Origin of the sequence: Salinibacterium sp., from assembly GCF_031364185.1 — a bacterium.
Classification (GTDB): Bacteria; Actinomycetota; Actinomycetes; order Actinomycetales; family Microbacteriaceae; genus Rhodoglobus.
In genome coordinates, this window is sequence record NZ_JANLVV010000249.1 from 1 (window position 1) to 2405 (window position 2405).

Sequence of the window (2405 nt, forward strand, 5' to 3'; positions counted from 1 at the left end):
CTCGGGCGAGTCCGGGCGCATGCGGGTCTGCGGAGCACCCGACTGCGCGGGGCTGCTGCTCGACCTCTCCCGCAACGGATCCAAGCAGTTCTGCAGCGTTCGCTGCGGCAACCGGATGAACCAGTTGGCGTATCGCGAGCGAGCTTGAGTCCCCGCCGCTTGTGAAATGAATGTCAGAGGAGACTTGCGACATGGCATTAGAGTAATTACTCTAATGTCATGTCTCGACCTCCTCACACATCACGCCGCGACGACATCCTGGTGGCAGCCCTCGCACTTTTCAACATCCACGGCACAGCTTCGGTATCGACGAATCACATTGCGCAGGCCGCCGGGGTAAGCCCGGGTAACCTCTACTACTGGTTCGACAATAAGCAACAGATTCTTCGCGCGTTATTTGAGAAGTGGCGCGATGAATCTTCGTTCACTCTTCCCTCGAACGCGGCAGCGGACAGCATGGTGAACGCTCTGTTCGACTCCGTCCCCGAACAGGTCGACCGTACTCGGCGATTCGCCGTATTCGCTCGGGAATTGGTGCCCCTCCTACACACCGACGCCACTCTTGCGCAGATTTATCGCGACAACTACGACGCTCGGGTAACGATGTTTTCCGAGGTTGTCGCTCAGCTCATTCGCGCCGGTCTTTTTCTCCAGATCGATGACAAACAGGTGCGGTCCCTGGTGCAACTCACGTGGATCGCCATGGAATTCACCCCGTCCTTCCTGGCCGCGATAGTAGGAGAATCCCCACTGACCGGTATGCCGTTGGACGGCCGAAGCATCGAGAGTTCTGAGTCTGAGAAAAATACGGGCGTCACCGAGGACCATGTGCACTTCGAAGCAGCGCGGATCATTTCGGCTCCCCTGATCGCCCTACTCACCCCTGCAGGGCACTTGGCCCTGCACAACGTATATGTGAAGGAAACTCTGTGAAAGCCACTTCGACAAACCCATCGAAAATAAGTCGCAGGTCACTACTCGGATGGACAGGCCTGGGTCTCGGTTCCGCAATTGTTGTCGGTGCAGCCGGAGTCACTATCCGGGGCGCGACCAACGGCGTATTCAATGTCGGCGATGGAGATGCCTATGAATTGTGGCGTCAGTGGCCGAGTATGACCGGCGTCGATCGCGTGGTCGGGGCCGGGGCTCTCGCCTGCAACCCACATAACACTCAGCCCTGGTTCTTCGATATCGAGGGGCGCCGGATCGTACTGAGTTCGGACCCTAGTCGGCGAATGCCCTATTTCGACCCATTCCTCCGAGAACATTTCGCCGGCCTCGGTTCTGCCCTCGAGAACATGGTCATTGCAGCTCGTGGGGCGGGCATGCAGGCGGAGATCTCGGTCTTTCCCGACGGTGTTGCCTCGGATATCGTCGCATTCGTCGATCTGGGCCCGGAAGAAGCTCCCGCAGTCGATGAGGCGACATTCGCGCAGTTCATCTCGAGCCGCCACACCAACCGCGGACCGTTTACCTCCCGAAAGATCACTGAAGAGGACATCCAGGCCTTGGATTACCGAGCGGGAAGCTCAGAAGCAAAGGTGTCCTGGGTGAGAGACGAAAAGCAAATCTCTTCCTTCGGGGCTCTGCTCGTCGAGGCAACCGAAAGTATCGTGTCAGATGAAAACCAGTCCGTGGAGTCGTTCGGATGGTTTCGTTTGGAGCGCGGCGACGTGGAACGAGAACGGGACGGTGTGACTCTCGACTGCCAGGGAATTGATCCGGCCACCCTGTTCGCAGCGAAAATTTTCCCGCCGCTGTCTCGGAAGGACGGAGACGGGGTTTGGCTCTCGTCAACGAGGGACGTTCACACCGCAACTGCCGCAGCCTACGGTGTCGTTATAGTCCCTGATTCCGCCGACCATGCCGCCCAACTCGCCGGAGGTCGATTGCTGGCCAGACTGCATCTTGCTGCCACCGAACGCGGCCTGGCCTTCCACCATATGAATCAGATCACCGAACGCATCGATCATGATCTCTCCACCGGTTCGCCTGACATCTTCTCCGACCGGTGGGCTGATGTTATCGGTACACCTGCACGTAACGGACTTGTGTCGTTCAGAATTGGTTACCCCGACCGCAAACCAGGGCTGAGTCCGCGTCGCGCACTGGATGACTTCGTGGCCGATCAGGGGGTTTGACCGCCCATTTTCCTACAGCGCCCCCACTACAGCACAGGCGCCTGGCTCAGCAGGGTGCGACCCCAGCCGTCTTCGAGCAGGCGCTCGAGGGTTGCTCCGAGCTTGTATAGTCGGGCATCCTCTCGCGCCGGCGCCATGATCTGGAAGCCGACAGGCAGACCGTCTTCGGGAGCGAGCCCGATCGGCAGGCCCATGCCGGGAACGCCGGCAAGGTTCGCCGGGATGGTCGTCACATCGTTGAGATACATCGCCATCGGGTCGTTG

4 protein-coding genes are annotated in these 2405 nt (G+C 59.3%); 3 read left to right on the plus strand and 1 reads right to left on the minus strand.

Annotated features, from left to right (window positions below; all coding sequences use genetic code 11):
* Positions 1 to 19 precede the first annotated feature (19 nt).
* From RMN95_RS10960 to RMN95_RS10970, 3 genes are all read left to right on the plus strand, one after another.
* A complete protein-coding gene (locus tag RMN95_RS10960; RefSeq protein ID WP_397545282.1) occupies positions 20 to 148 on the plus strand; it encodes a CGNR zinc finger domain-containing protein in 129 nt (42 codons plus the stop codon).
* 71 nt (positions 149 to 219) lie between these two features.
* The gene (locus tag RMN95_RS10965; RefSeq protein WP_309616953.1) at positions 220 to 933 is read left to right on the plus strand and encodes a TetR/AcrR family transcriptional regulator; all 714 of its coding nucleotides are present in this window, start codon (positions 220 to 222) and stop codon (positions 931 to 933) included.
* On the plus strand, positions 930 to 2141 hold the full coding sequence (locus RMN95_RS10970; protein ID WP_309616954.1) for an Acg family FMN-binding oxidoreductase: 1212 nt from the start codon (positions 930 to 932) through the stop codon (positions 2139 to 2141). The genes RMN95_RS10965 and RMN95_RS10970 overlap by 4 nt, the downstream gene beginning before the upstream one ends.
* Positions 2142 to 2167: 26 nt before the next feature.
* Here RMN95_RS10970 and RMN95_RS10975 read toward each other — a convergent pair.
* Positions 2168 to 2405: amidase family protein (locus RMN95_RS10975; RefSeq protein ID WP_309616955.1), on the minus strand; the 238-nt coding region annotated here is incomplete at its 5' end.